The organism is Streptomyces beigongshangae, assembly GCF_019710745.1.
GTDB classification, from domain to species: Bacteria; Actinomycetota; Actinomycetes; order Streptomycetales; family Streptomycetaceae; genus Streptomyces; species Streptomyces beigongshangae.
The window spans coordinates 36,764-63,638 of record NZ_JAHKJW010000007.1 but is presented as its reverse complement, the minus strand read 5'-3'; the positions used below and the strand labels follow the sequence as shown (position 1 = coordinate 63,638).

24 protein-coding genes are annotated in these 26,875 nt (G+C 71.1%); 16 read left to right on the top strand and 8 right to left on the bottom strand.

What is annotated here, in order from left to right; all coding sequences use genetic code 11:
- Positions 1-90: 90 nt before the first annotated feature.
- From KM933_RS07415 to KM933_RS07385, 7 genes are all read left to right on the top strand, one after another.
- The gene (locus KM933_RS07415) at positions 91-1,986 is read left to right on the top strand and encodes a WD40 repeat domain-containing protein (protein ID WP_221349412.1); all 1,896 of its coding nucleotides are present in this window, start codon (positions 91-93) and stop codon (positions 1,984-1,986) included.
- Positions 1,983-3,011, top strand: a complete 1,029-nt coding sequence (locus KM933_RS07410; RefSeq protein WP_221349410.1) for a formylglycine-generating enzyme family protein — start codon at positions 1,983-1,985, stop codon at positions 3,009-3,011. Before KM933_RS07415 ends, KM933_RS07410 begins: the two co-directional genes overlap by 4 nt.
- Positions 3,001-3,882, top strand: coding sequence for a flavin reductase family protein (locus KM933_RS07405; RefSeq protein WP_221349407.1), 882 nt, complete (start codon positions 3,001-3,003; stop codon positions 3,880-3,882). Before KM933_RS07410 ends, KM933_RS07405 begins: the two co-directional genes overlap by 11 nt.
- Entirely contained in the window at positions 3,873-5,765 is a 1,893-nt protein-coding gene (locus KM933_RS07400) for an outer membrane protein assembly factor BamB family protein (protein WP_221349405.1), read from the top strand. Before KM933_RS07405 ends, KM933_RS07400 begins: the two co-directional genes overlap by 10 nt.
- Positions 5,762-7,012, top strand: coding sequence for an MFS transporter (locus KM933_RS07395; RefSeq protein ID WP_221349403.1), 1,251 nt, complete (start codon positions 5,762-5,764; stop codon positions 7,010-7,012). Before KM933_RS07400 ends, KM933_RS07395 begins: the two co-directional genes overlap by 4 nt.
- Positions 6,951-7,352 (top strand): hypothetical protein, encoded by a 402-nt coding sequence (locus tag KM933_RS07390; protein WP_308013295.1) that lies wholly within the window; start codon positions 6,951-6,953, stop codon positions 7,350-7,352. The genes KM933_RS07395 and KM933_RS07390 overlap by 62 nt, the downstream gene beginning before the upstream one ends.
- Positions 7,353-7,435: 83 nt before the next feature.
- Positions 7,436-7,639 carry an SDR family oxidoreductase gene (locus KM933_RS07385; protein WP_221349401.1) on the top strand — a complete coding sequence of 68 codons (204 nt, stop codon included), beginning with the start codon at positions 7,436-7,438 and terminating at the stop codon, positions 7,637-7,639.
- A gap of 168 nt (positions 7,640-7,807) precedes the next feature.
- On the opposite strand, the gene KM933_RS07380 is transcribed toward KM933_RS07385, so the two are convergent.
- The 3 genes from KM933_RS07380 to KM933_RS07370 all read right to left on the bottom strand — a co-directional run bounded on the left by KM933_RS07380 (position 7,808) and on the right by KM933_RS07370 (position 9,557).
- Entirely contained in the window at positions 7,808-8,002 is a 195-nt protein-coding gene (locus KM933_RS07380) for a hypothetical protein (RefSeq protein WP_221349399.1), read from the bottom strand.
- 224 nt (positions 8,003-8,226) lie between these two features.
- Positions 8,227-8,601 carry an ATP-binding protein gene (locus KM933_RS07375; RefSeq protein WP_308013294.1) on the bottom strand — a complete coding sequence of 125 codons (375 nt, stop codon included), beginning with the start codon at positions 8,599-8,601 and terminating at the stop codon, positions 8,227-8,229.
- A gap of 329 nt (positions 8,602-8,930) precedes the next feature.
- The gene (locus tag KM933_RS07370; RefSeq protein WP_221349395.1) at positions 8,931-9,557 is read right to left on the bottom strand and encodes a TetR/AcrR family transcriptional regulator; all 627 of its coding nucleotides are present in this window, start codon (positions 9,555-9,557) and stop codon (positions 8,931-8,933) included.
- A 122-nt stretch (positions 9,558-9,679) separates the two neighbouring features.
- Here KM933_RS07370 and KM933_RS07365 point away from each other — a divergent pair, with 122 nt between their 5' ends.
- The 3 genes from KM933_RS07365 (at position 9,680) to KM933_RS07355 (ending at position 13,558) form a co-directional block, all read left to right on the top strand.
- Positions 9,680-10,084, top strand: coding sequence for a Dabb family protein (locus tag KM933_RS07365; RefSeq protein ID WP_221349393.1), 405 nt, complete (start codon positions 9,680-9,682; stop codon positions 10,082-10,084).
- Between the two features lie 28 nt (positions 10,085-10,112).
- Positions 10,113-11,015, top strand: coding sequence for an SDR family oxidoreductase (locus KM933_RS07360; protein WP_221349391.1), 903 nt, complete (start codon positions 10,113-10,115; stop codon positions 11,013-11,015).
- Positions 11,016-11,605: 590 nt separating this feature from the next.
- Positions 11,606-13,558 (top strand): CASTOR/POLLUX-related putative ion channel, encoded by a 1,953-nt coding sequence (locus KM933_RS07355; protein ID WP_221349389.1) that lies wholly within the window; start codon positions 11,606-11,608, stop codon positions 13,556-13,558.
- A gap of 206 nt (positions 13,559-13,764) precedes the next feature.
- Here the strand turns inward: KM933_RS07355 and KM933_RS07350 are convergent, their stop codons facing one another.
- Positions 13,765-14,646, bottom strand: coding sequence for a hypothetical protein (locus KM933_RS07350; protein WP_221349387.1), 882 nt, complete (start codon positions 14,644-14,646; stop codon positions 13,765-13,767).
- Positions 14,647-14,656: 10 nt separating this feature from the next.
- Positions 14,657-15,220 (bottom strand): papain-like cysteine protease family protein, encoded by a 564-nt coding sequence (locus tag KM933_RS07345; RefSeq protein ID WP_221349385.1) that lies wholly within the window; start codon positions 15,218-15,220, stop codon positions 14,657-14,659.
- Between the two features lie 763 nt (positions 15,221-15,983).
- Here KM933_RS07345 and KM933_RS07340 point away from each other — a divergent pair.
- A complete protein-coding gene (locus KM933_RS07340; protein ID WP_221349383.1) occupies positions 15,984-16,316 on the top strand; it encodes a beta/gamma crystallin domain-containing protein in 333 nt (110 codons plus the stop codon).
- A 396-nt stretch (positions 16,317-16,712) separates the two neighbouring features.
- Here KM933_RS07340 and KM933_RS07335 read toward each other — a convergent pair whose 3' ends face one another.
- Positions 16,713-17,294 carry a sigma-70 family RNA polymerase sigma factor gene (locus KM933_RS07335; protein WP_221349381.1) on the bottom strand — a complete coding sequence of 194 codons (582 nt, stop codon included), beginning with the start codon at positions 17,292-17,294 and terminating at the stop codon, positions 16,713-16,715.
- 463 nt (positions 17,295-17,757) lie between these two features.
- On the opposite strand from KM933_RS07335, the gene KM933_RS07330 reads away from it, so the two are divergent.
- On the top strand, positions 17,758-18,615 hold the full coding sequence (locus tag KM933_RS07330; protein ID WP_430727290.1) for an alpha/beta fold hydrolase: 858 nt from the start codon (positions 17,758-17,760) through the stop codon (positions 18,613-18,615).
- Between the two features lie 102 nt (positions 18,616-18,717).
- Entirely contained in the window at positions 18,718-19,551 is an 834-nt protein-coding gene (locus KM933_RS07325) for an alpha/beta fold hydrolase (RefSeq protein ID WP_221349379.1), read from the top strand.
- A 160-nt stretch (positions 19,552-19,711) separates the two neighbouring features.
- On the opposite strand, the gene KM933_RS07320 is transcribed toward KM933_RS07325, so the two are convergent.
- Positions 19,712-22,747, bottom strand: a complete 3,036-nt coding sequence (locus KM933_RS07320) for an AfsR/SARP family transcriptional regulator (RefSeq protein ID WP_221349377.1) — start codon at positions 22,745-22,747, stop codon at positions 19,712-19,714.
- Positions 22,748-23,411: 664 nt separating this feature from the next.
- Positions 23,412-23,861, bottom strand: coding sequence for a DUF5707 domain-containing protein (locus tag KM933_RS07315; protein WP_221349375.1), 450 nt, complete (start codon positions 23,859-23,861; stop codon positions 23,412-23,414).
- A gap of 382 nt (positions 23,862-24,243) precedes the next feature.
- Between KM933_RS07315 and KM933_RS07310 the strand changes: the two genes are divergently transcribed.
- From KM933_RS07310 to KM933_RS07300, 3 genes are all read left to right on the top strand, one after another.
- Complete coding sequence (locus KM933_RS07310; RefSeq protein ID WP_221349374.1) at positions 24,244-25,392, top strand: serine hydrolase domain-containing protein; 1,149 nt, start codon at positions 24,244-24,246, stop codon at positions 25,390-25,392.
- Positions 25,393-25,712: 320 nt separating this feature from the next.
- Positions 25,713-26,069, top strand: a complete 357-nt coding sequence (locus tag KM933_RS07305; RefSeq protein WP_221349372.1) for a peptidase inhibitor family I36 protein — start codon at positions 25,713-25,715, stop codon at positions 26,067-26,069.
- A 384-nt stretch (positions 26,070-26,453) separates the two neighbouring features.
- Positions 26,454-26,822 carry a YbjQ family protein gene (locus tag KM933_RS07300; RefSeq protein ID WP_221349370.1) on the top strand — a complete coding sequence of 123 codons (369 nt, stop codon included), beginning with the start codon at positions 26,454-26,456 and terminating at the stop codon, positions 26,820-26,822.
- Positions 26,823-26,875: the final 53 nt, after the last annotated feature.

Here is a 26,875-nt window from a genome sequence, read left to right as displayed (position 1 = left end):
CGGGGCCGTGCTCCGGGCCCTCCCGGCCCCCGTCGCCGGCGTCGGCGTGCGACGGGGGAGACCCGCACCGACGGAAAGGCGGACAAGGACATGCGCAGCATCAACCTTCCCGTACGCACGACCGGGCACGCGGCGCCCGTCACCCACGTGGCGTGGCACCGCACCAGGCCCTGGCTGGCGACGGCGTCGTACGACGGAACGGCCGCGGTGTGGGAGGTGACGGACGGAGCCGCTCGTCCGACCCGGCGGCTCAGGCACCGGCGGCTGGTCAACTGCACGGCCTGGAACCCGGTCCGGCACGATGTGCTGGCCACCGCGTCCGCGGACAAGACCGTCGCCGTCTGGGACCTCGCGGAGGACGGCGCGGGACCCCGGCGCGTGCTCGCCCGGCACACCGACGACGTCAACTCCGTGGCCTGGCTCCCGGACGGCGAGCGCCTGGTCTGCGTGTCGCAGGACGGCTCGGCCACGCTGTGGAACACCGCCGACGGAACCCTGCTGGGCACGCTCGTCTCACACACGGCGCACTGCATGGCGGTGGACGTGAACGCCGACGGTCTCGTGGCGACGGCCGGGGAGGACGGACTGGTGTGCGTGCTGGCACCGGACGGGACAGGGACTTCCGCCGGAGCCCGGAGGCGGTACGCCACGTCGGTGGAGGGATGCGCATGGTCCCGTTCGGGACGGCTGCTGGCGGTCGCCCGGGACGACGGGTTCGTGGACGTGCTGGACCAGGACCTCACGGTCGTGCTGTCCGTGTGGGTCTCCCGCGCCGCGACCCGCAGCGTGGCCTGGACCAGCGACGACTCGATGCTGCTGGTGGGCGCCTACGACGGCCATGTGCACTTCCTGCGGGCGCTGGACGGCACACGGATCAGTCGCTACGAGGACGCCGCCGTCTGGCCCCGCTCGGTGGCCGCGGGGACCTCCGCGGTGGCGGTCGGCTCGTTCGGCGGCTCACCGGTACTCCTCGACGCTGCGGACGGCGGCCGGATCGGCGCCACCCCGGCCGCCACCCACGGGATCAACGCACTGACCGTCCTCAACGGCCGCCTCGCCCTGGGCTGCGACTCCGGGCTGCTCCTTGAAGTGGACCTCGCCTCGGCGACGAGCAGCGCGCCGCGCGCCCGCGCGACGCGGATCGGCCGGGGGCCGGTGCTGTCCCTGGCGGCCAGCGGCGGCGATCTGTACGCCGGCACCTACGCCGGGGACGTGATCGTGCGGCGGCCCGGCCAGACCGGGGTGCTCGCTCTGGAGGCGCCCGTGACCTCGCTGATCGCCCACGACGGCGGTGCGGTCGCCGGGACCTACGGCGGCGAACTCGTGCGGATCGGCACCTCCGGCACGGCCGTCGCACGACGGCCCCACGCCCACCAGGGATCGATCAAAGCGCTCGCCGCGCTGGACGCCACCGCGTTCGTCTCGGCCGCCACCGACCACCGGCTGGCAGCCGGCGGGTTCGGCCGGCGTGACGACCTGTGGCGGCACGGCAACCTGGTGAACGCCGTGGCGACCCTGGACGCGGAACTGGTCGCGACCGCCTCGCGGGACCACACGGTCCGCGTCGGACACGTCGAACACCGCTCCGGGACATGGCGGGTGCGGCGGGAGTGGACACTCCTCGGCGCGGACGAGTCGGTCAAGGCCGTCGGACTGCTCGGTCACGCGGACCACCCCACGGTACTGGCGGGTTCGTACGACTTCACGCTGCGCGCCTGGCGCCCGGGGCCGTACGGCACCGGCCTGACCGACGGCGAGATCGTCGCGGAGTTCGACCAGGCCGTCTCCTGCGTGTGCCGGATCGACCGCACCACCGCGGCCGTCGCCGGATGGGACGGCCGGCTGCTGCTGGTGCGGGCGGAGGACGGCCGTACCCGGGTGGTCGGGCGACTGGACGTCGAGTCCCTGGCGGACCTGGCGGGCCTGGCGGATCTGACGGACCTGGGAGACCCGGCGGGCCTGGGGGACCTGGGGGAAGAGGCATGAGCGCGGAACACCGGGGGCGCACGGACGGGGGACACCCCCACCTCACGCGGGAAGCACCGCTGAGCACGCTGTGCGCAGCGCTGGCCGGGACCGCCGCGGTGCGCGACGCGGTACGTGCCGGTGACCTGGTGCGCACCGTGGAGAGCACGCGGGCCCCTCTGCCCGAGCGCCTCGCGGCGGGCGCGCTGCTCGGGCTGGCGGGCGATCCCCGCACCCCGGCCGTCCCCGCCCTCCTGCCGGTGCCCGGAGGGGGGACGACCATGGGCCTGGACCCGCAGGACGTGCCGGCGGTGACGCGGACCTGGGCCCACGTCGGGGTCGAGGACCACTGGATCCGCAAGGAGACACCGGAACATCCGGTGGTGCTGGAGGACTTCGCGCTGGCTGCCTACCCCGTGACGAACCACCAGTACCTCGCCTTCCTCCTGGAGAGCGGGTATCCGCACAGGCCCGGTACCTGGCCACTGGGGGCGTATCCGTGGCAGTCGGCCAACCATCCCGTGTGCGGGGTGACCCCGCAGGACGTGGAGGCGTACCTGGCCTGGCTGCGGGAGGTGTCCGGGCGCCGGCCCTTCCGCCTGCCGACCGAAGCCGAGTGGGAACACGCCGCCAAGGGTTTCGAGGGACGGGAGTTCCCGTGGGGCGACACCTTCCGCGCCGACGCGGCGAACACCCGCGAGTCCGGCGTCCACACCACCACGCCCGTCGGCGTCTACCCCCGGGGCCGGTCCCCGTTCGGGCACTGGGACATGGGCGGCAACGTCGAGGAGTTCACCGCCGACCGCTACGCCCCCTATCCCGGGGCCGAGCCCGTCATGGACGACCTGAGCAGGACACTGGGCTCCTACCACGTGACCCGGGGCGGCAGTTTCACCCGCCACGGCGACCTCGCCCGCACCCGGCGGCGCCACGGCGCGTATCCGGGACCCCTGTACCCCATCGGGTTCCGCGTCGCCTGTGACGTGGTGACCGACGCGACCGGCGCGACCGGCCACGGCGGGAAGGCGGCGGGCGATGAGCGCTGATCTGCCCGCCGACCTGTGGAAGAGGCTCACCGGCACCGTCGGCCTGGTCGTCGTCCGGCGCGACGGGGAACCGGTCAACGTCATGGCGGCGGAGTGGGCGTACTTCGTGAACAGGACACCGCTGTACGCGGCCGTCGCCCTCGGCCCCCGGGCGGTGACCCGCGGCCTGATCGAACAGGCGGGCGGCTACTCGCTGACGCTGTGCGCCCAGGAGCAGGCGGAACTGGCCGACTTCGCGGGCAGCTTCTCCCTGGCGGACGTCGACAAGACCACGAGCACACTCATCGACTTCGGTTCCCCGACCGTGACGGACACACCCTGGGTGCGCGGCGGGGTGGTGGCCCTGGAGTGCGAGCTGAGGCACGTACTCGCCCTGCCGGTGCACCGGCTGTTCGTCGCCGAGGTGGTCGCGGCCCACCTGCCCGACACGCCCGCGCGCCCCCTGGTGAAGCACGGCCCCATGCACGGACTCGGCCCGGCCCTGCGGGCCGGACGGGTCGTCGTGGGGGTCCGCCGGGACCCGGCGGGCGTACTGACCGTCGCCGCCACCGGGCCGGGCGGCACCGGGGACCCGTGGCGCGTCACACTGCTGCCCCACGAGGCCGGCGAGATCCCGCTGGGCGCGTACCCGTCCACCGCGTACGGCGATCTCCGGGTCCGCATCCCCCTGCCCCCCGCCGTACGGCTCGCGCCGCTCGACCACGCCCGGGTGCGGGTCGAACGGGACGGCGCCCACCCGGGATTCGCCCGCCTCACCCCGCCCCGCGGGCCGGCGACCTCCCCACCCCACGAGCCGGCGACCTTCCCGCCCCACGGGCCACGAACCTCCCCGCCCGCACCCACCTCCGCGAAGCAGGAGCCATGGAACTGACCAACCGCATCACCCGGATCCTGCCCGTCGACGGTGTCGGCCTTCTCGCCGCCGACGTGGTCGGCCGCATCCATCTGCTCGACGACCGTCTCCGGCTGCTGCGCTCCTCACCGGTACCGGCCACCACGACCCCGCCCTGCGGCTGGCCCGTGTACACGGTCGCCGTCGCCGGGTCCTGGGTGGTCACCAAGGACAAGTACGGCACGATCACCAGATGGGCGCTGGACACGCTCGACCCGGTCGACGTCCTGGACGCGAACGCGACGGCCGACCGGGACCGTCTTTCCGAGGACGAGGAGCCCTCACCGGAGATCAGCCGGGGAATCGCCGTCTGGAAAGGGCGTGTCTACGTCAACAACGGCTTCCGGCAGCTGGTCGTGATCGACCTCGGCACCTTCGCCGTGGAACGGATCGTGCCCTCCTTCACCGGGGAGACGGCCCTGGAGTCCGTGTGCACCGACCGGCCCGGGGTGCACGCGGTCGGCGACCGCGCCGGGCGCGTCCATCTCGGCTCACTGGAGGACCTGGCCTTCCCGACGGTCGTCCGGGTCGACCACGGCAACATCCACCGGCTCGCCCATGACCGGCTGCACGACCGGTTCTGGGCCACGCAGGACATCGGAACCGGTGACGACCGGTACGTCCGGCACGGCCTGGCGGTTCTGACACCGGAAGGACAGCTCGTGCACCGGATGCCCTTCGCCCGCAACGACGTGGAGGCGCTCGCCTTCTCCCGCGACCACACCCGCGCCTACGTCGGCGGGTTCGACGGTGTGATCCACGTCCTGGACAACTCCCGTCCCGAGCCGCGCATCACCGGCACCCTCGACGGCTTCAGCCACCAGGTGTCCGACTGCGCGGTCACCGAGGACGACGCCCTCGTGGTCCTCACCCAGGACGGGCACCTGGTCCGCACCGACCCGGCCCGCAACACGGTGACCGCCCGGGCCCCCTTCCGCCGCCAGTGCGTATGGGACCTCCAGGCCGACCCGGGCTCCCCCGGAACCCTGTACGCCGCCACGGACGACGGCGTCGCCGTGGTACGGGCCGGTGGTACGGCGGCGGCGCCTTCGCTTTCCGTGATCGCACACCACATCACCGGGCTGGGCTTCACCCGTCGGGTCCAGCCGATGCCCGACGGCTGGATCGGTGTCACCTGGGACCGCAAGGTCGTACGGGCCGACCGCGACGGCAACCTCCGGTGGACCAGCGCCATGCCGGACATCGCCCACACGGTCGCCGTCTCCCCGGACCGGCAGCGCGCCCTGGTGGCCACCAACGCCGGAGCCGTCGAACTGGACACGGCCACCGGCCGCACCGTCGGCCTCCTCGACGTCGACGGCCTGCCGGTGTGGGCCGCCACCTACCTGCCCACCGGCGAGCGCGTCGCCGGCACCCGCACCGGGGAGCTGCGCGCCTTCGACGCGCACGGCACATCGGTCACCTGGAGTCTGCGCCTGCGCCTGGGCGAGTACGTCAAACGCCTGTGGGCGGACGCCCACCACCTCTACGTGACCGGCTCCGACGGCCTGAAGCAGATCCCGCACCACGGCGACGACGTCGAGCACCGGTACGTCGAACTCCTCGACAACACCGTGGAGAACGGGGTGGTGCACGCCGACACGGTCTGCGCGGTCTCCTACGGCTGTCAGCTCGCCGCCTACGACCGGCACACCGGCGACCTGACCGGCCTGGTGGAGGACCTCCCCGGCGAACCGAAGGGCGTCGCGCTCACCGGCGTCGATGCCGAGACGTTCCTGGTGGTGGGAGGACGCGGCGGATACCTGGACCTGTACCGCCTGCGTGACCGCTCGCCGAAGGGCGCACTCGCCCGCGTGCGGCGCACCTTCCTCCCGCGCGGTGCCACCCGGACCACCCGATGAGCACCGCCCCGTCCGGGGGCCGGGCGGGCACGGCGGTGGCCGGGGAAGTCACGGAGCCCTCCGTCTGGGCGGACCGCCGCTTCGTGGCCTTCGCCGCGGGCAACACCGTCAACAACCTGGGTGAGGGCGTCCACACCGTGGCCCTCCCGCTGCTGGTCTACGACCACACCCGCAGTCTCACGCTGATGTCCCTGCTCATGGCGTTCTCCCCGGCGACCTGGCTGCTGGCGCCGCTGCGCGGAGCCCTCGCCGACCGGATCGGTCCCGGACGCCTCGTCATGCCCGGCCTCACCGCCCAACTGGCCGCGGCGCTGGCACTCATCGTCGTCGTGCTCCGCGAACCCGTCCCCCTGTGGGCGCTGTTCTGCCTGGCGGCCGCCGGCCAGCTGGCGGGCGGTTTCTACCAGACCGGCTGGATGACCGGGCTCGCCACCATGTTCCCGCGCAGTCCGGCGCGTGCGCGCGGCACCCTGGGCGGCCTCTTCCTCACCACCCAGACGGGCGGCGCGCTCGTCGTGGCCGTCGCCGTGCCCTGGGCCGGCACCGTCGGACTGCTCTGGTTCAACGCCGCTACCATGCTGGCCCCCATGGTGGTGTGGTGGTGCGGGATCCGCCCGGTCCCCCTCACGGAGGCAGCGCCCCACGCGGGCCCCGGCGGAGACAGGGGCTGGGGTCTGGCCGAGGGCTGGCGCGTTCTGCGGGCCGCCCCGGCGGTCTTCGACCTGACCCTGATCCGGATGCCGCTGCTGTTCTCCACCGCCCTCGGCTCCCTGGCGGTCTTCCTCCTCCAGGACCACTGGCGACTCCCGGCCCAGGACGTCGCCACCCTCATGACCGTGGCCCGTTCAGGCGCTGCCGTGGGTTCGCTCGCGGTGTCCCATCGGCGTGTGCTGAGGTTCCGCCGGGTGGCCGCGGTGAGCGTGACCGGGGCCGTGGCGAGCATCCTCGCCATGAGCGCGCCGGTGCTGCCGCTGTTCGTGACGGCATGGGCCGTGTTCACCCTCTCCTCCACCGTCCTGGGCGTGGTGGCCCAGATGACCGTCTACGCCTGCCTGCCGGCCCACGCGCTGGGGCGCGCCAACGGCACGGTGGCCGCGCTGACAGGTGCGTCGGTACTGGCCGGCCAACTGTGTGTCCCGTTGCTGGTCGCCCTGGTCGGCCCCTGCCCGGCGATCCTCCTCCTGGGTGTCACCGGGCTGCTGTCGGTCGCACGTCTGCGGCGGCTCTCGTCCCACCACGCCTGGTGAGAGGCCCACGGCCGCCGGCCGTTCGCTGGGGCGCTGCACCGAAGGCCCCAGCGCCTACCTGACCCAGGCACTGGAGGAGCCGACCGCCCTCGGTGTCGCCACCGCGATCCTGGCCGGCACCGTCCGGACCACCACCCGCCCGGCCCACCCCCATGGGTGTCTGGGCGCCCAGAGCGCCCTGACCACCAGCAACTCCGGGCAGGAAGTCCGTGACCTCCTCGTCGCCCGCCACCTCACCACCTTCGCCTACGGCATCGCCGTACAAGCCGCCGGCGGTGTCGACCGGGACGAACTCCAGGAGCTGGCCGACGCCGCCCTGCGCAACTGGCCCCTCTCCTGAGAGCCGCCCGGCGTACGTCTCCGGGCCGTCCGTGGAGGACGGTCGTCACTCACAGCGTCAACCGCCCGCCTCGGACGGATTCCGTGAGACACGAGCCGGCTGAGACACCCGCATACGGCCCCGACGGCACCGCACTCGTGCCCGTCGACGACCTCGCCATCCCCCGCAACGCCACCCCCGACGAGATCGCCGGCTTCATCCTCTTCGCCGCCTCCGACCAGGCGCGCTTCGCCACCGGCGCCGAACTCGTCGCCGACGGCGGCCTCACCCTGGGCCCCGTCACCTGACCGGGACCGACCGGACACCCGGCGCGAGAACCGGGCCCGCCCCCGGGCGCTGCGGATCGCCCCCATCCCGTGACGGCGGGGGGCGATGCATACGGATTGCTCCTGTCCTGCGACTTACCGGATGGCCGTGGGTGCTGCAGCGCCTGTCGACGGCGTCTGGCATCCGGTTCACGTGGGCAGCCACCCGGGCCACCAGGGTGGGACATTGTCCAGGGGGCAGTTGCCGTTGGTGTCGTTCCCCACCCCGAGCGGGGTCCCCAGCCAGACGAAGTGCGCCAAAACCAGCGCGACCAGTGCTGCTAGGAAGACCGCGGGTGGTATCCACATGTTCAGGTACCGGTGCTTCTGGGTGTGTCTTTCCATGCCAGGGCTTGACGCACTGCAACGCCGCGAGGTTCCTTCACCCGCCCGGCCGGGCCCGGATGTGCAGGCAGACCGGACGTGGGCCTGACGGGTGGGGTGCTGCCAGGCCCCCGCGCTGCCGTTCGGGCGTGCCGCCCGCCAGGTGGGTTGGAGACAGCCTGCGGTGGATGCCCAGGCCCGAGCAGCCCGTGTCCCGGGCCGCTGACCACGACTCGATACGCGCCCTAGCGGGACAGGGCGATGCGGGCACTGACGCGTTTGCCGGACGGTCCGAGACGGACGTGGACCGCCTGGGCGATGGCCTGGACGATCTCCAGACCGTGCTGGCCGATCCGGCGGGGATCGACGCCGCGAGCGACCGGGCGCGTACGGGCGCTGTCCTGCACGCTCACCTCCACCGTGTCGTCAGCGACGCGCAGGTCCATCCGCGCGGGGCCGGGGGCGTGCACACGGGCGTTGGTGACCAGCTCGCTCACCACGAGTTGCGTGAGGTCCACGGCACTGGCAGAGACCGGCACATCCTGCTCGGTACGGACGCGGGCGAGGAAGCTGGCTGCGTGATGGCGCGCCTGGGCGATGCAGGAGCTGCTGCCGCTCAACTCCAGCGTGGTGCAGAGGGCATGAACACGGGGCCTTCCCTCACGGCTGTCACGGGCACCACTGTCACTGGCCGACTGCACGAGTACGTCCACCTTTGCGCTTGTCCGAAGGGGCCGAGTGCCCGATGCCGTGCATCTCATGCGGCTCTCACCGCAGTGCCGGGCCGTTCGAGCAGGTTTCCGGTTCGGCCCTTCCCGGTCGGTAAGCCTGCCGACCGGGATCCGCCTCAGTGAACGCAGTGAGGACACGGTGACCGCTCCGGCTCGACCGCACCGGCATCTCCTCCCTGACGGACGTCGCCCCCGCGCTCCGCTCGTTCCTGCTCCGGTCACGATCCGCTTGAAGACGGACCCCGGTTGCTCGCCGGCATCCCGGTTCGCCAGCCGAGGAGGATCGCGCGGAGTGCCTGTTCGGCGAGGTGGCGGGCGCGATCGTCGCCGACGTTGCCGAGGTGACCGAGCGACGCGATGCCGTACAGCGTGCCCCAGAGGATTTCGCAAGCCTGGTCGAAATCGGCCAGGACCACGTCGTGTGCGGCCGACCAGGTGGTGAGCAGCTCCCTGAGGACGTCGACGACCGGTTCCGCGACGCGTCGGCGTTCGTCCGCGTCGACCAACGGGTCGTTCATGACCTGGAAGAGGTGGGGGTGCTCGCCGGCGAACCGCACGTACTGCGACGCGATGCGCGTCATGCGCCGGTCCGTGTCGGGCTCCTGCGCGGCCCGGTGGAACTCGCTCAGCATCAGGCGGTGACCGTGCGCGACCAGCTCCAGTACGAGCGCGTCCTTGTTGGCGAAGTGCTGGTAGACGACGGGCGCGGAATATTCGACGTCGGTGGCGATGCGCCGGATCGTCAGGGCCGCGACGCCCTCGGTCTCGAGGACGTGCAGCGCGGCCTCGATGATCCGTTCCCGGGTGTTCGCCCGTTCGCGGGCCCGTCTCGTGCTGGTCGGCATGGTCCGTCACTTCGCTTCGATGGTGTCCTCGAAGACTAGTCACCGCCTTGACCGCGTCGGTTGCGCGCATCATAGTTAACGGCGTTAGGAAATCTAACAACGTTAGGAACGGATGGTAGGTCATGATTCACCACATCAACAGGGTCACGATGAAGGCCACTGCGACGCCCGAGCAGATCGAGGGGGTGCTGGAGAGCTGGCGCAATCAGGGCCGTTCGAACCCCGCCGTCAAGTCCTTCGTCGTCGGCCGCGACCACGGCGGCGACTACACGTACGGCGCGGTGTTCGTCGTCGAACATCTCGACGGGCTCTTCGCCTGCCTGACGCACCCGACCACCTACCGGACCGACCACCTCGGGCTGCACCTGGTCGAGCGGCTGGAGATCTTCGACGTCAGTGACGACGACGACCCCGACCTGAACGCCGGGATCCAGGAACTGCACCGGCGCCGCAACGAGCTCAACCCGCAGATCGCCGGCCTGCTCGCGGACGTGCCCGCCTACACCGGCTCCGGCGTGGACGACTGACCGGCACCCCGGAGAAGGAGAAACCGACATGGCCAAGCACGTCATCATCGGTGCCGGTTCCATCGGTACCAACGTCGCCCGTCTGCTCGCCGAGCGCGGCGAGAGCGTCCGGATCGTCACCCGCAGCGGCTCCGGCCCCGAGCACCCGCTGGTCGACCGGGTCGCCGCGGACGCGTCCGACCCCTCCGGCCTGACCGAACTGTCCCGCGGCTCGGAAGTGATCTACCACTGCGCCAATCCACCCTCGTACACGGTGTGGGAGCGCCTGTTGCCGCCCCTGCAGACGGCGGCCGTCACCGCCGCCAAGGCGAACGACGCCGTCCTCGCGCTGACCGGCAGCCTTTACGCCTACGGGCCGCAGCCCGGTGGCCGGATGAACGAACACACCCCCATGGCCGCCACCGGGCACAAGGGCCGCCTGCGCAGACGCATGTGGGAACAGGCCCTCGCCGGGGGGATCCGCACCGTCGAGGTCCGCGGTTCCGACTACATCGGCAAGGACGCCAACGGCATCTACCCCCTGCTCATCAAGTCGGCCCTGCAGAAGGGAAAAGCAGCCTGGATCACCGGCCACCTGGACATGCCGCACACCTTCACCTTCAACGGCGACATGGCACAGGCCCTCATCACGCTGGCCCCGGAAGAACGTGCGTGGGGCCGACCGTGGCACGTGCCGTCCGCGCCCGCCGTCACCATTCGCGAGCTGGCGCGGCGCTACGCCGTCGCGGCAGGCCGGCCACCGGTCAAGCTGATCCGGATACCGCGCTCCGTGACGCGTACGGCCGGGCTGATCGTGCCGATCGCCCGCGAGATGGCCGAGATGGACTACCAGTGGTACGCGCCGTTCCACATGGACGCGACGGAAACCGCCGACACCTTCGGCCTGACCGCCACCGACCTCGACACCGCCGTCCGCGACGAGGTCGGCTGAACTCCCACCGCCACACCGCCGTACCGCCGTACCGGCAGGTCCGCCGGCACCCCGAACGTTCGTGGTCACGGCACCGGCGGCTCCTGCCCCAGGGATCCACCAGCGCATGCCGAGTTCGTCGAGTGCTGTCCGACGCCCGGGGCTGAGCTCGGCGGCCCGGCGACGGGTGTCGTTCAGGAATGCCCCGAGCTCGACCTGCCCATTGTCCACGACCTCGACTCTCGGCTAGGGGAGCAGGCCGAACATGGGAGAGGCATCAGGCGGGGTGAGGCCATTCCCGCGGGTGAGGGGAGCGGCACCCCCCGGCGTCCGGCGCGGCCTGCCGGAGGAGCCCTCCCCGCATGCGCGGGGAGGGCCCGGTACGCGCGGGGATGTCCCCGGGCGCGGGTGCGCAACGACTCGAAAGGGTGAAATGCAGTCGAATGCGCCCGCCGTAGACGCCTGCGAAGCACACTGCAGACCCGGTACGTCCGCCTCCGGGCCCGAATGTGGTGGCAGAAACAGGTCTGCGTGCAACCGGCATGAGCGCCGCCCGGCCTGTCGAAACACGGGCGACGGGGAGGACGGAGGAGACTGAGGGGGCAGGCGGGATGGGACAGCAGCGCGATCCACGCGGTGGGGCCGGTGGGCTCAAGGAGCTCGGTGATCGGATCCGTTACCGGTTCGACAGCACGCTGGCCCGTGGTGCCTCCGCGCTCGTCGGCTGGCTGGCCCTGCTGTGCCTGGCCGTCGTCGTGCCGGTGAGCGTCGTGCTGGTGTGGACCGACCCGGACGCTCCGGCGTCCGCGCCGGGCAGGCTGGCGGAGGTCTGGCGTCTCACCGGCGAGACCCTGCGCCTGGGGGGTGTGACGGACACACCGTTGCGGGTGGCGATGTCGGTGCTGCTCGCCCTGATCGCCCTGCTGTACGTCTCCCTCCTCGTCGGCCTGATCACGGCCGCCCTCACGGAACGGCTCACCGCGCTGCGAAGGGGCCGGTCCACCGTACTGGAGTGCGGGCATGCGGTGGTGCTGGGATGGTCGGAACAGGTCTTCACGGTGGTGGGCGAGTTGGTGGCCGCCAACGCCAACCAGCAACGGGCGGTGGTGGTCGTACTGGCCGACCGGGACAAGACCGCCATGGAGGAGGCGTTCGGCACCCGGGTGGGTCCTGTCGGCCGTACGCGGCTGATCTGCCGCAGCGGCCCCACCACCGACCCGGCCGTGCTTTCCTTGGCCAACCCGGCCACGGCCGGTGCCGTCCTGGTGCTGCCCCACGACGAGCCGGACGCCGACGCCGAGGTCGTCAGGACGCTGCTTGCCCTGCGAACCGCCCTGTCCCAACAGGGAGACGGCCGGGTGGCCCGGCCTTCCGTGGTCGCCGCGGTCCGGGACGACCGGTTCCGTCTGGCCGCCTCGCTGGCCGCGGGGCCGGACGGAATCGTCCTGGAGAGCGACACGATCACCGCCCGCATGACCGTCCAGACCGCTCGCCGCCCCGGGCTCTCCCTCGTGCACCGTGAACTGCTCGACTTCGCCGGTGAGGAGTTCTACCTCGTCGCGGAACCCGCCCTGGTGGGCCGCCCGTTCGGTGAGGCGCTGCTGTCCTACGCGACGTCGAGCGTCGTCGGACTGTTGCGCGGGGAGACACCCCTGCTCGCCCCCTCACCGGACACACCGGTCCGTGCGGACGACAAGATCCTCGTCATCTCCCGCGACGACGACACCGTCCAACTGGATGACTGTGCCGAGTCGGTGGAGAAGGCAGCCATGATGTGCGAGCCGCCGGCGTCCGCACGACCGGAGCGGGTGCTGCTGCTGGGCTGGAACCGCCGGGCACCGCTCATGATCGACCAGTTGCGCCGCTGCGTGCTGCCCGGATCGACTGTCGACGTGGTGACGGCGGACGGCGCAACCACCGTTCATCAGGTCGGCGTCGGTGACGCCGCCGACGCCGCCGCACCGGCCGGTGCGGGACTGGCCTTCACACTGCACCGGGGAGACGTCACCCGCCCTGAAACTCTGCGCCGCCTGGACATCGGGTCCTACGACAGTGTCATCGTGCTCGGCCGGGATCCCGCGCCCGACGGCCCCGCGGCCGAGCCGGACAACCACACACTGGTCACCCTGCTGCTGCTCCAGCAACTGGAGGAGACCACCGGACGCGAGCTGCCGGTGGTCACGGAACTGGTCGACGACCGCAACCGGGTTCTGGCACCGATCAGTCCCAGCGCCGACGTGATCATCAGCGGCAAGATCATCGGCCTGCTGATGGCGCAGATCTCCCAGAACCGGCACTTGGCGGGAGTTTTCGAAGAACTGTTCCGTGCCGGAGGAAAGGGAATCCTCCTGCGGCCGGCCGCCGATTACGTCCGCCTGGACCACGAAACCACCTTCGCCACGGTGGTGGCCGCGGCACGCCTGCGGGGTGAGTGCGCGATCGGGTACCGAGACCACGCCACAGCACGACAGGGCCCGCGGTACGGCGTGTGCGTCAACCCGCCCAAGACCGAGCGGCGACGCTGGACCGGCCGTGACGAGGTCGTCGTGATCGGCAAGGACTGAGGACTGAGGCATGAGGACTGAGGCATGAGGACTGAGGCATGAGGACTGAAGTGCGACGGTCACCGTGCGCGCGGCACGGCCAGGAGCAGCTCCAGGCACGAGCGCGGAGAGTCGACGGGGACACTGCGTGAGGTGGTCCGTACGCTCCTGTGCTCTGCCCCGGCCGGCTGCTGGGGCAGAGCACAGGAGCGTAAAGGGGTCCGGGTTCAGTGGGTGCTTGCGCGCCGGCGTCGGTGCAGCACCACGGCTCCGCCGGCGAGGACGAGTGCCGCGCTGGAACCGCCGGCGAGCAGCAGGGTGGAGGACGAGGCGTCGTCCGCTCCGCGCCGAGGGCCGTAGCCGCTGGAATAGCCCGTGGTGTCGTACGCCGAGCCGGGCAGCTTGTCGGCGTAGCGGGCCTTGACCAGTTTCTGGTAGTCGCTGAGCGACACCGACGCCTGGCCGTCGAGTCCTTGGCGGGCCTGGTCGTTGAGCGGCTCGACCGTGTTGAGCTTGAGCCGGTACCAGCCGTGGATCTGCGGCTCGATGAAGACCAGCGTGCCCACGGTGGCCTTGCCGGCGTATGTGGCGTCGCTGTCGCCTTCACGCACGGCCGCCAGGTGCCATCCGCCACCCTGGGAGGGGGCGAGCATGACGGTGACGTTGCGGCCGTTGACGGTGGCGCTGAGCGAGGAGACCAGCTGCGTCAGCTTGATCGCCTCGGTGGGCAGCGGCCGGGCGGTGCCCGCGACGAAACCGGGGGTGATCTCGTTGCGTGCCACCGGGTCTTTGATCGTGAAGACCGCGAGGCCCTGACACGGCTCGGCCGTTTCGGGGATCTTCACCACCGGCTCGTCGGCGCCACCGGCGGGCACCGGGGTGCGCAGGAAGCGACAGACGGCGTTGCGGACGTCGGCGGATTTCACCGCGTCGAGGGCGGCCTGGTAGTCGGGGATGTCGGCCGGAAGGGGGTCCTTGGCCGGCGCCGGGTGCGCCGACCCGACAACGGACAGCAGTGTGGACGCACTCAGTGCGATGGCGATGGACAGGCGGGAGGATCGAGAGGCCGCGTGCTTGCCGGATTTTTTGGTGCCGCTGGTGTCGCGCATGTCGCCTGCCTTAGCGGGAGATGCCGATGCGGGAGTGGGTCCACTTGGACGAACTGTTGCTCACGTAGTCGCTGTAGTTCCACCACGTGTATGTGGTGGTGTTCGGCCACGGGTCGGCCACGGCGATCGTGGTGTTCGACGTGTCGAAGCCGTAGACCACGTTCATGTGGCCGCCACCGGACGTCCATCCGATGCGGGCACCGATCGGCCGGCCCGCCTTGACGTCGGTGTAGACCTGATTGAACGTGGCCGCGCTGTTCAGGCCTGAGCCGGTATGGGCCATACCGAGGCTGTGCCAGCCCCTGGCCATGTCGTCGAGCGTGGCGGGCTGGTTGTTGCAGCCGTAGTAGGGCTGGGCCCGGTTGCAGAAGTCCGTCTGCGTGGAGCCGAAGCCCGCGAACTTGGCGATGGTCAGTCCGGAGGCGACCCAGCACCACTGGGACTTCTCCTGCTTCAGCATGCCGATGCTGTCCTGCCCCGCTTCCGCGTAGGCCGTGCCTCCCGCGGTCGCGAGCGATCCCAAGGCGGCCAGCACGATGGCCGACGCCACGGTTCCGTACCTGAATCTGCCCATGTTCCTGCCTTCCCCTCACGGGTTCAACGAGATGAGCGGGACGATCTGGCATGGATATGACACCGTATTACGTCAAACACATACAGACCTCTTACGGGGATTTCGCTCTTATTGATGATTTGTAAGATAATCGCGCTCATAAAGCTTCTGTGCCCGGACGTCGGCCTGTTGTGGAGCTACTGCACCTGACCGGCCTTCAGGACCTGGCCGACGACTGAGTGCATTCCGCATCACACCACCGCCCGAATCGCCCGGTGGGTCGCCCACGATTGGCGGCGCATCAAAAGGGGCGGTGAACAAACGTGCCTGGACCGTGCTCTTCGGCGAATCGGGCGTGTCGCTGCTGCCTCAGGTGCGCCGCACCTGCGCGCTCAAGCCGGGCAGCTACGACGCCACGTCCCTGTTCTGCCGCACCCGATCTGCCTCATGCCCTGGTCGGGTGGGTCACGATGCTCATCGTCAGTCCACCCCTCGGCGGGGGACGACCTGTGGGACGACGGCTCAACACGTCCGATTTCCGTGCTCGGTGAACCGCGGACCTTCACGCGACGTTGAACCGACCGGACGCCTGCACGTCCGGTCGGTGGGGTCAGGGCATGACCTGTCGTCCCACCGCCTCAGCGAACGGTGGTCGGCCGCACTGCGGCCGACCACCGTTCACCTCACGAATCCATCCGCCCCTCCCGCACATGGCAAGGGCGGATGCCGGTCACGCATCGTGCTGCTCCGCAGTACTGCACCTCAAGAAAGGCAAGTCGCATCCATGAAGCGTTCCGTTTCACACCTCGCGCTCACCGCGGTGGCGGCGGGGGTCATGACAGTCCTCGCACCTGTCTCCACGGCCTCCGCCACCAACCAGACCAGCTGCGGTGACAGGGACGATTTCGTCAAGGTCTGGTACAACGGCGGCCAAACCGCGTGCTTCGCCAACGCCGGTGTCCTGGCCCCCCAGCTTCCCAACGTTTCCAGGATCACGTCCGGCAACAACAACATCGAGATGATCCTCGGCAACGAGGTGCGAACCATGGCCAAGTGGCAGTCGATCCGCGACGTCGAGGGACTCAACTCGACGTTGTACATCCTGCAGATCCGCTGACCCACCGCCTCGGACGGACGACGTGCACAGGGGTGGTGACGCCCCGGCGCAAAGGCGGCTCTTGCCCCCGCCCGCAGCGCAGACGCTGCGGGCGGGGGCCCGTACACCCCCGAAGGACCGCACGACCTGGGTGCGGGATCGGACCAACCGCGCCGTCGGCGTGTACCGGGTGTACCGGCAGCCGTCCACGTGTACCGGGTGTACCGGCATGGAACTACGGTCACTGCACGGATTGTCACGGGGCCGGCTGGTCCGTCGCCGCTCCGCCGAGCCCCTGCTGAGACGTCCCCATCCCCTGATCATCTGATCGGTTCACCTCAGTACGCGATACGCGACACGCGGCAGGCGGAGGGAGGGGGACCCACGAACCAGCGGGCGCTGGTCGGCGGACTGGGGTCACTCGCCGAGTACGCCCCGCTCCTCCAGCGCCCTGCGCAGAGCCCGCATGGCGTAGAAGGCACGGCTCTTGACGGTGCCGGGCGGGATGCCGAGGTGTTCGGCGGCCTGGGCAACGCTGCATTCCAGGTAGTACATGAGCTGGATGACAGTCCGTTGCTGCTCGTTCAGTCCCCGGAGTGCCTCAAGCACCACGTGGGAGGTCAAGGCGGAGTCCGTGCCGTCCCGGACGGCGTCCAGTTCCTCGGCGGGCATCAGTTCCACAGGGCGGATCCGGCGGCTCCGATGATGGTCGAGGACCAGGTTCCTGGCCACGGTGAACAGCCACGGCCGGACGTGTTCGCTGCGGGTGCCCAGAAACTGAGCGTGTTTCCAGGCGCGGGCCGCCGTCTCCTGGAGAACGTCCTCCGCCCTGTGCCAGTCGCCGTCCAGCAGCCGTGTGGCGTACCGGAGGAGCAGAGGTCCGTACTGGTCGTAGATGTGTCTGATGAAGGCGTCGCAGTCGGCGTTCGACGTGACGTGCCGGGCATGAACCCGGGCCGGAGCGGGGGAGACGATCCCCGCATCCGAGGTCCCGATCATAGGTGGCGCTCGATCCTGTTCAAGTGTTCCGTGATATGTCCCCCGCACCGGCGGGGGCGTGCGGCCAACACTGGTCGGATCGCCTTCGCCGAACCTTGTCGTCTTCTTGTCGTGCCGGTCGGGGACGCCGGGCGCTCGCTGACCGGAGGGGTGAACCGGTTGCCGCCCGGCGTCGTTCTTGGCGGTGGTGCTCCGGTTCGTACGCGAGGTGCCTTCGCCGGGCGGTGCGGTCCCGGCACATGTTCCTGCGGTCCAGGGCGTTCCCGCGTCCTGGACCGTGCCGGCCGTTTCCGCCTCCAGGGCGGCGAGCCGGGACCGTACCCCCTCTCCACCGGCTCCGGCGGCACTGGTCACAGAACGTGATCCGGGCGGTACGGGAGAACCGGACCAGGCCTCCGGACACAGGAGGCGAGCCGCACCCGTCCCGCCGGTGTCATGCCCCTACCGATCTCCAAGGAAAAGGATGTTCACGATGCGCATCGCCCGCCCGCACCGCCTGCACCGCCTGAGCCGCCGGCTCGCCCTGTCCGGTGTCACCGCGGCCGCAGGCCTGTCCGTCACGGCACTCACCCTTCCCGGTGCGGCGGGAGCCGCGGCCCCCCACCGGGAGCGGCCGACGATCGTGCTGGAACACGGGGCGTTCGCCGACGGCGCGAGCTGGGACGGCGTCGTCGAGCGACTGCAGCGCGCCGGCTACCCGGTGGTGGCTGCCGCCAACCCGTTGCGCGGCCCGGCGAACGACGCCGCCCACCTGCGCGGCGTCGTCGACCACATCGACGGACCCGTGGTCCTGGTCGGCCACTCCTACGGTGGCACGGTGATCAGCCAGGCCGCCGCGGGACTCGAGGACAAGGTCGAGGCGCTCGTCTACATCGCGGCGTTCCTGCCCGACGCCGGCGAGAGCTCGCTCGGGCTGACGGACAAGTTCCCCGGCAGCACCCTCGGCCAGGTGATCGAACCGGTGAACCACACCCTGCCCGACGGCAGTCAGGGCGCCGACGTCTTCATCAAGCCGGACAAGTTCCACCGGCAGTTCGCCGCGGACGTGCCGGCGGACAAGGCGCGTCTCATGGCTGCCGGACAGCGTCCGGTCGCCGCCGCCGCGCTGGAGGAGAAGTCCACGAAGGCCGCCTGGAGGACGATCCCCTCCTGGTCACTCGTCACCACCGGGGACCGCAACATTCCCGTGGCCGCCCAGCGCTTCATGGCGCGGCGGGCGCACGCGCACACGACCGAGATCGACGCGTCGCACGCGGTGTCCGTCTCGCGCCCCGATGCCGTCACCCGCATCGTGGAGAAGGCCGCCCGCACGGTCCGCTGACCAGCGGCCCCCTCACGGGCGTCATCCACCTCGTACCGCTCCTTCGGGCATCCCGACCTTCGACCCTCGACCCTCCCGAACACACGAAAGGCAGCCATCACCATGGCGTTCATCACCGTCGGCCAGGAGAACTCCACCCCCGTCGACCTCTACTACGAGGACCACGGCACCGGGCAGCCGGTCGTGCTGATCCACGGCTACCCGCTCGACGGCCACTCCTGGGAGAAGCAGGCCGCAGCCCTGCTCCAGGCCGGCCACCGCGTCATCACCTACGACCGGCGCGGCTTCGGCCGCTCCGGCCGGCCCACCACCGGCTACGACTACGACACCTTCGCCGCCGACCTGAACACCCTCCTGGAGGCCCTCGACCTCGATGACGTGGTTCTCGTCGGCTTCTCCATGGGTACCGGCGAAGTCGGCCGCTACCTGGGTACCTACGGTTCCGCCCGGATCGCCAAGGCCGCCTTCCTCGCGTCCCTGGAGCCGTTCCTGCTCAAGACCGACGACAACCCCGGCGGTGTCGACGGAAGCGTCTTCGAGGGCATCGAGCAGGCCGTCACCGCCGACCGGTACGCCTATTTCACCGAGTTCTACCAGGACTTCTACAACCTGGACGAGAACCTGGGCAGCCGGATCAGCGAGGAGGCCGTCCGGCACAGCTGGAACGTCGCCGCCGGTGCCTCCTGGTACGCCTCGCTGGCCTGCGTGGCGACCTGGACCACCGACTTCCGCGCCGACGTCGCCAAGATCGACGTCCCCGCGCTGATCCTGCACGGCACCGCCGACCGGATCCTGCCCGTCGAAGCCACCGCCGAGCCCTTCCACCAGGCACTCCCGCAGGCCGAGTACGTCGTCGTGGAGGGGGCCCCGCACGGTCTGCTGTGGACCCACGCCCAGGAGGTCACCGACGCCCTGCTCGGCTTCCTGGCCAAGTGACCGCTCCGTGCGCCCGTCCGCCACGACCCGGCGGACGGGCGCACGGCCGGTCCAGGACCGCGCCCGGTACCGCTGCCCGGCACGCGCGTCGTGGACGGGGACTCGCGTCGTGGAGGGGAGCGGCCGGCCGGCCTGCGACCCGGTACGGCCCGGGGACGCGTCAACCCCGCCCTGCGGTACGGAGCTCACACGCAGGATCACCGCTCGCCGGAGTGGGGAGCCGATGGTTGCCGACGGCCCTCTCCGGCACGACGGGCGCGGGGTCCGCTTCGGCGTCCAGGGCGGCGAGCCGGTCCCGGGCCTCCTGGGCACTGCGGGGCAACGACCGTCGTTCGGCGTAGGCGAGCGCGCGGACCCAGTCGGCTCGGGCGGCCTCCCGGTCGCCCATGGCCAGACGGGTGTCGCCCAGGCGCATCAGCGAGCCGACGGCGTTCCGGTGATCCCCCAGCTCCCCGAATGCGTGCGTCGCCTGCTGGTAGGTGGCCACCGACTCCTCGTACCGCCCGAGCATACGGAGGGTGGCGCCCCGGACGTCCCGGCCCTGAGCCTGCTGCCACGGGGCGTCCAGGCGCTGGAACAGGGCGAGGGCCTCCTCGCTGTACAGGAGCCCTCTCTCCAACTGTCCCAGGTTGGAATGGAACCAGGCGAGCTCGACGAGGCACTCGGCCGTCCACAGCTCGTCTCCCGTCGCCCGGGACAGCGCGAGTCCTCGCTCGGAGAACGCCACAGCCTCCTGGATCCTGCCGAACAGATACAGCGCACACGCCGTGCCGTAGTGGGCGCGGGCCTGTTCGCCGACGGCGTCGATCTCCTCGAAGAGCGTGGTGGCGCGCCGCAGGTGGTCCAGGGCCTGTTCCTGGTGGCCGAGATAGCCGTGGACGCTGCCGATGTGGCGCAGACAGCGGCCTTCCTCCAGGCGGTCGCCCCGGCGCCGGGCGACTTCCAGCGCGGGGGTCAGCGCGGCGATCGCCTCGGGCCAGTACTCCCGGCGGTTCAGGTGCTCCTTCAAGGCCCAGGCCAGTCCGGTGATGTGGTGGTCCAGTCCCTGGTCGACGGCGGTGTGCAGCAGGCCGTTGAGCACCCGGTGTTCGGCAGTGAGCCAGCGGTCGGCCTGTTCCACGCCGGTGAGGTCCTCGGGGGTGACGCCCGAGCTCGGGGAGCCGAAGTCGCGCTCGGGCTCCGAGTCCTGTTTGAGCAGGCGGTTGGCCTTGTGGGCGGTGAACATGCAGTGGTCCAGGACGCGCAGGGTGGCTTGGCCGCGTTCGCCGGTGGTGTCGTGGATGTGGCTGAGTTCGGTGGCGTAGCTGCGTAGCAGGTCGTGCAGGGCGAACCGGCCGGGCAGAGGCTGTTCCAGGAGGCAGGAACGGGTCAGTTCGGTGAGGAGGCGGCGGGTGTCGGCAAGGGGCAGGTCGGTGAGGCCGGCGGCGGCCGGGGCGGTGATGTCGGGGCCGGGGTGCAGGGCCAGCAGTCGGAAGAGGCGGGCGGCGGACCGGTCCAGGGAACGGTAGGACCAGGAGAAGACGCTGCGGATGTCGGTGGTGGTGTCGGAGCCGGTGAAGGCTTCCAGGCCGGTGGGGGCGTGGCGCAGGTCGTCGGCGACGGCGTGCAGGGGGAAGGCGGGGTCGAGTTCGGCGCGGGCGGCGACCACCGCGAGTGCCAGGGGCAGGCGTCCGCACAGGCGGACGATGTCGGCGGCGGCGGCGGGTTCGGCAGCCAGGCGTTCCGGTCCCAGTCGCCGGGCGAGTGTCTCGTGGGCCTCGGTAGGTGAGGGCAGTGCGAGGGTGAGGGGTCTGGCCGCATCGGTGGCGATCAGGCCGGGAAGCTGGTTGCGGCTGGTGACCAGGGTGAGGCAGCCGTCCCCGGCGGGCAGCAGGGGACGGACCTGTTGTTCGTCGCGGGCGTTGTCCAGCACGAGCAGGATGCGCCGGTGGGCCAGCAGGGTGCGGAACAGGGTGCTGCGGGCGGCGGTCTCCTCGGGGATGCGCGAGGCGGGGACGCCGAGGGCGGTGAGGAAGCCGTGCAGGGCGTCACCGGGGTCCACCGCGGGTGCGTGGGGGTGGAACCCGCACAGGTTGACGAAGAGCTGTCCGTCGGGGAAGGAGGACGCGATCCGGTGGGCGTGGTGGACGGCGAAGGTGGTCTTGCCGATACCGGGAGCACCACCGATGACCACGACGGAGGCACCGCCCGGCCCCGATACGTCGCTCATGGCGCAGAGCCGCGCCCCTTCGGCCGTCCGCCCCGTGAACACCGGCAGATCACGTGGCAGTTGCATCGGACGCGCCAGGGGCGGCGGCTCGCTTCCGCCACCGTCCCCTGCCGTGCCCGCGGTGCCCGTACCGGTGTCGGCTGCTGTGCCCGCCGTGCCGGCCGTGCCCGCCGTGCCCGCCGTCCCGGTCGTTCCCGGCAGGGGCAGTGGCGGCAGGTCGTGGCGGAGGATGCCGTCGTGCAGGGCGCGCAGCTCGGGGCCGGGGTCCAGGCCGAGTTCGCCGGCGAGGAGCCGGCGCAGGTCGGTGTAGCGCCGCAGTGCCTCGGGGTGGCGGCCGGCCGTGTACAGGGCACGCAGCAGCAGGGCCCAGCCGGTCTCGCGCAGCGGGTGCTCCACCGTCAGTTCCCGGGCCGCCTCCACGGCCTCCGGCGTACGTCCGTCCAGGAGCAGGGCGGTGGTGCGGACCTCTCGCACGGTCTGCAGCAACCCCTCCAGGCGCGCGGCTTCCTGGGCGGCGAACAAGTGGTGCGCGGCGTCCGCGAGCGCGGCGCCGCGCCACATGTTCAGAGCACGGTCGGCCTCCTGCACGGCATGTCCGGCCCGGCCCTGCTCCAGGAGCCGGTGTGTCCGGGCGGCGGCCCGCTCGAAGCGCACGGTGTCCCGGTTCCCCGGCGGGACGCGCAGGGCGTAGCCGGTGGGTTCGGTGACCAGTACCTCGAACGCCCCTCGGCGCAGGTGCGGGGGTTCCAGAACCGTGCGGACCTTGCTGATGTGGGCATGCAGGGAAGCCGCCGTCCCGCCCGGTGTCCGTCCCGGCTCCGGGGACCACAGGTCCTCGCACAGTGTCCCTCCGGCGACCGCACGGCCGTCGGCGAGCAGCAGCCGGATCAGCAGCAGGCGCTGCTTGCGCCGCCCCGGATCCAGTACCGCCCCCGCCCGCCGCACCACCAACGGACCCAGCAACCCGAAATCAAGCTCATGTTGCACAACCGTCACCGTCCCCCGGTATCCCGCTCAACGGTGCCACCACGCGCACCCGCACCCGCACGTCCCCTCGGCACACGAACTGTCCGTTCCGGCCGCGGATCGCCGACCTGCCCGTACGGGGACGGCCGCGTCATGGAGGTGACGGAGAACGGGGTGACGGAGAACGCCGGACACCGCCCCGCCCAGGCATCCACGTGACCCTCACAACCCCTGTCGCCGTGATCTGTCCGCCCGGAACCGACAGGGGTACAGACGGGACGGAGTGGCGAGAATCCCGTCTTCCGCTTCCCGCGCACCAGGGGAGACCCTAGCAGGGCATCACCCAGGGTGAGGACTGCGCGGGCGGCGTGAGCCGCCGCTGCGGAAGTGCCTCCCCGGCCGGCCGCGGCGTCTGCGGATCCACCGGACCCTCCTCGTCCCAGGAGGAGTGCGCTTGCCGGCGGCCAGGTGCGGGACGGCCTCCTCGTCCGGCCCGGACGTACGCCCGCGTGACCGCGCTCGCACCCTGCCCTCCTCGAACCGGGTCGGGGCGTCGGCTGCATGGTGGGATCCTCGATTCAGGACTCGGGAGCGCCACGCGGTCGGCTACGACTGCGGTGCTCCCGGGGTTTCGTCGCGCCGCGCCGGCCGGGCGCCTCGGAGCTGCCCGGCCGGCGGTGGTGGGTCAGCCTTTGACGTCCACGGTGGCGGCGCGGGGAACGAACAGCGTGTCCCCGTCCTTGGCCGTCGCCAGCGCCGAGACGTACCAGGTGCCCCGGTCCAGCTCGGCCGCCTGCCTCTTCGTGACCTTCAGCGTGTAGGTGCAGCGGGATGTGTCGTCCGTGGTGCCGCGGCACCCGGCGCCGTCCACGTGCCGCAGCTCCGCCTCGGTCGGGTCGAGTGCCGAACTCGCGGGCCAGGCCACGACCTTGAGACCCCGCACGCCCGAGTCGTCCCGTACGTCCGCGGTGAAGGTGAGCGAGCCGGTGCTGCCGCTGGACGGCGCGGCGTAACGGGCCGAGGCGTTCTCCAGGGCCGGCTCCGTGGCGGTCGAGGCGATGGCGAGCCCACCGGCGGCCACTCCGCCGAGAACGGCGACACCGATGAGCGACGGGACGAGAACACGCTTGGACATGGGAGATCCCCCGGATTCTTGTGGGAGCAGGCGTGGTGTGCCTGCGGACTGGAGCGGGCGAGCGAAGCACGGCCCGATGCGGGGCAACCGCCGGCACGACCGTCGACCGGTCGCTTTCCCGATGTGTTCGAGACTAGGGGCCGGGGTGCGCGTCGCCCTCGGGCGACCGGATGATTGCCGTGTCTGACCAGAGGTGGAGAACGCCTGCGAATGATCCACCCCGCATCTCCGCGATCTCCGCGCGCGACACCTGCCGGAACGGAAGGCCCGGTACAGGAGGGATTCTCTCCGGAACAGCCCTTCGACCTGCCACGACCGTGAACCGGAACACCGGTCGTCCCGTTGAGTGGTCGAACGAACGTCTTCCACAGCAGGGAAAACCATGGTCACCGTCGAAGGAACCAGTACCGCCCGGTTCGAGCCGGTCCGGGCGGCACTGGCAGCGCACCTCGAATCCGGCGAGGAGTTGGGGGCGTCGATCGCCGTCGACGTCGACGGCGTCATGGAAGTCGACCTGTGGGGCGGCCACACCGACGAGGCACGGGCCATTCCATGGAGCCGGGACACGCTGGTCAGCCTGTGGTCGACCACCAAGACCCTCAGCAGTCTGGCGGCTCTCGTCCTCGTCGACCGGGGGGCCCTGGAACTCCACCGCCCGGTCGCGGAGTACTGGCCCGAATTCGCCGCCCGGGGCAAGCAGGACATCGAGGTGCGACACGTGCTGGCGCACACCTCGGGGCTCTCCGGCTGGCAGCAGCCCTTCACCGTGGACGACCTGTACGACTGGCCGACGGCGAGCGCCCGGCTGGCCGCACAGGCGCCCTGGTGGAAGCCGGGAACCGCCTCGGGTTACCACGTGCAGACCCAGGGGCAGCTCGTGGGAGAGCTCGTCCGGCGGGTCAGCGGCCGTACCCTGACCGAGTTCGTCGAGACCGAGATCGCCGAACCCCTGGACGCCGACGTCCAGATCGGCGCGCGGGAGGCGGACTGGCAGCGCATCGCCGCGCTGGTGTCGCCGTCGCGGACCTCCGCGGTGCCGGCCGGTCTCGATCCCGACGCGGTCCTCACCCGGACGATGCTCGGAAGTCCCGCCCGGGACGAGCACGTCGACACCCCGCAGTGGCGCCGCGCCGAACTCGGAGCCGTCAACGGACACGGCAACGCGCACGGCCTGGCCCGCGCCCTCTCCGTGATCTCACGACGCGGCGAGGCGAACGGCCACCGGCTGCTCTCCCCGGAGACCGTGGACAAGATCTTCGACGTGCAGGCCGACGGAGTGGACCTGTTCCTGGGCGTTCCCGTGCGCTGGGGCGTCGGCTACGCGCTCGCCGACCCCAGGACGATGCCGGGCATGCCCACCGGAACGATCTGCTTTTGGGTCGGCTGGGGCGGTTCGATCGTCATGATGGACCTCGACCGGCGCATCACGTTCGCGTACACGATGAACCGGCTGGGTGCCGGGATCCTCGGCTCGGAGCGCACGCACAGTTACATCCGGCACGTCTACGAAGTCCTCGACGCCACGAGCTGATCCCCGGAGACCGGTCCCGTTCCGGGAGGGGGCCGCTCCATCCCGTGTTCCGTCCGCGGCTCCGAGGACGGTACGCGTGGCCGTCGGCCGGCATCGCCGGCCCCGTGGCGGTCGCCGTGCGAGACGCGGGGTCCCGGAATGAACCATTGCGACGTCCCGGACGTCGCAGCGAATGGACGCACACACGGAAGGTCACGACACCCGGTCCCCGCGGCGGACGTTCCGCCGCGCCTTCCGGCGAGTGCTTCTCCACCCACCACGTCCCGGCGTTCCCGCCGGTGTCGAAATCGCACATCACGAATTATGAATGAGGAACATCTGTGATCGGTTCACGGCTTCGCCGCGCCCTGCTCTCCGGAGCAGTGCTGGCCGGCGCCCTGGTGACGCTCAACGCCCCGGCGGCGCAGGCCCACTACAGCCAGTGCCCCTCCGGGCATTTCTGCATCTGGCAGCACAGCAGTTACGAGGGCCGCTTCTTCTCGAGCACCCGTGACACACCCAACGTCGGCAAGGACATGAACGACCGCACCACCTCGGTGTGGAACCGGACCGATCGCACCGTCTGCATGTACCGGCACGAGAACTACGGCTACGACATGGGCTGCTACGGACCCGGCGGTTCCGTCGCCGCTCTGCCGATCCACAACGACCAGCTGACCAGCTTCCGGTTCCACTGATCCCGGACCGTCCCGCAGGGCGGCCGCACGGCCGCCCTGCGGGACGGGACCGTCGCACACGTGGCGGGAGAAGGACGGACGTCCGCAACCGGCGCAGGGATCCCGCGAGCGGTGAGCGCCGGAAGACCAGGACGTGCGTCATCACGGCAACGGAGCGGAGCGGAGCTGCCTCACAGCGAGCCGCCCACGTCCGAGGAGATCCCGGACACCGTGCAGCCGGCACCCCGACGTCCCACCGTCTGTCCCACCGTGGCCGCCACCGGGTACGGGGCACGGTGACCGCGCCCGTCCGGGGATTCGCGGTGGGAGGTGAACCGTCCCCTCACCGGCGTCGTTGAGACAGGTGTCCGACCATCCATCCCCTTCTTTTTCTTAGGCGGTTCCATGCCCATCGATGACTACACCGGAGGCCCGGCCCAGGGCTCGGACGTTCTGGTCGTGACGACCAACGAAGTGCCCGGATACGAGGTGAAGAAGGTCGTCGGAGAGGTGTTCGGGCTCACGGTGCGTTCCCGCAACCTGGGCTCGCAGCTCGGAGCCGGACTGAAGTCGGTGATCGGCGGTGAGCTGAAGGGCCTGACCAAGACGCTGGTGCAGACCCGGAACGAGGCGATGGAGCGCCTGGTCGAGGCCGCCGCCGCCCGCGGCGCGAACGCCGTGCTCGCCATGCGTTTCGACGTCACGACGGCTCAGGACGTCGGCACCGAGGTCTGTGCCTACGGAACGGCCGTGGTCGTCGCTCCGGTCGTCTAGGACAAGGCGAGGTACGGACCCGGGGCGAGCGGACCGATCCGCTCGCCCCGGGA